Below are 1,797 nucleotides of genomic sequence, written 5' to 3' on the forward strand. Positions count from 1 at the left end.
GTCAATACGCCTTCAAAACTAAAATATTTCATGTCATATCCGGGAATTCTAAAATTCGGAGCACTCCGGGCGATGTCAGTATGTCAGGTTTTAATCCTTGGCATATTGTTTGACCTTTTCTATACGATTTTAAAAATGAGAAGAGTTCATTTACAAGAACAAATATTAATATAAACACACATAGGATGAGTAAAATTATTGGAATAGACCTGGGGACTACGAATTCGTGCGTTGCCGTGATGGAAGGAAACGAGCCGGTTGTAATCCCGAATGCAGAAGGAAAGAGGACGACCCCGTCAGTTATCGCCTTTGTTGAAGGCGGTGAGATTAAAGTGGGCGATCCTGCAAAAAGACAGGCGATTACCAACCCTGAAAAAACCGTGTACTCGATAAAACGGTTTATGGGAAATAAATATTCTGAGGTTTCCAAAGAAGCGAAGCGTGTACCTTATAAGGTGGTTAAAGGGGACAACGATACCCCACGCGTGGATATCGATGGCCGCCTCTACACCCCACAGGAGCTCTCAGCGATGATTCTTCAGAAAATGAAGAAAACCGCAGAGGATTACCTGGGGCAGTCAGTATCCGGGGCGGTCATCACGGTCCCGGCCTATTTTAACGATTCGCAACGTCAGGCGACCAAAGAAGCTGGTGAAATCGCGGGTCTTAAAGTAGAGCGTATAATCAATGAACCCACGGCGGCTTCATTGGCTTATGGCCTGGATAAAAAACACAAGGACCAGAAAATTGTAGTTTTTGATTTTGGAGGTGGAACGCATGATGTATCCATTCTCGAACTTGGAGACGGGGTTTTCGAAGTGCTGTCTACGGATGGGGATACCCACCTGGGAGGAGATGATGTGGATGAAAAAATCATCAACTGGCTCTCTGAGGAGTTCGAGAAAGAAGAAGGCATTGACCTTAGGAAAGACCCTATGGCCCTGCAAAGACTGCGCGAGGCAGCCGAAAAAGCGAAAATCGAATTGTCGTCATCCACTCAGACGGAGATCAATTTGCCTTATGTTACCGCTACGGCTTCAGGACCCAAACACCTGGTGCGTACCCTGACCAGAGCTAAATTTGAACAACTGATTGCAGACCTGGTTAAACGCACCATTGAACCTTGTGAAGCTGCCTTAAAATCTGCAGGTCTTTCCAAGAGCGATATCGACGAGATTATCCTCGTGGGAGGTTCAACCCGTATCCCTGCCGTTCAGGAGGCTGTTGAAAAATTCTTTGGCAAGAAGCCCTCTAAAGGCGTTAACCCGGATGAAGTAGTAGCTGTTGGAGCTGCCATTCAGGGTGGGGTACTGACAGGAGATGTTAAGGACGTATTACTTCTCGATGTGACTCCGCTTTCCCTGGGAATTGAGACTATGGGAGGGGTAATGACCAAACTCATCGAATCGAACACTACGATTCCGACCAAGAAATCCCAGGTGTTCTCAACAGCGGCTGATAATCAGCCCTCAGTTGAAATTCACGTCCTCCAGGGAGAGCGTTCGATGGCTGGTGACAACAAAACAATTGGACGTTTCCACCTCGACGGTATACCACCTGCACCTCGTGGAACACCCCAGATCGAAGTCACCTTTGATATCGATGCCAACGGTATTATTAAAGTTTCCGCGACAGATAAAGCCACAAATAAGACTCAGGATATACGGATTGAAGCTTCTTCCGGGCTTACAGAGGAAGAAATTCAACGCATGAAATCCGAAGCTGAGGCCAATGCTGAGGCTGATAAAGCAGCTAAGGAAACAGCCGATAAACTCAATGAGGCGGACAGCATGATCT

General features: G+C 46.7%; 1 protein-coding gene. It reads left to right on the forward strand.

Annotated features, from left to right (window positions below; genetic code table 11):
- Positions 1-185: 185 nt before the first annotated feature.
- On the forward strand, positions 186-1,797 hold a 1,612-nt coding region (gene dnaK / locus WBV75_RS10510), incomplete at its 3' end, for a molecular chaperone DnaK (protein WP_424120567.1).

Source organism: Robiginitalea sp. (assembly GCF_049588695.1).
Lineage (GTDB): Bacteria > Bacteroidota > Bacteroidia > Flavobacteriales > Flavobacteriaceae > Robiginitalea.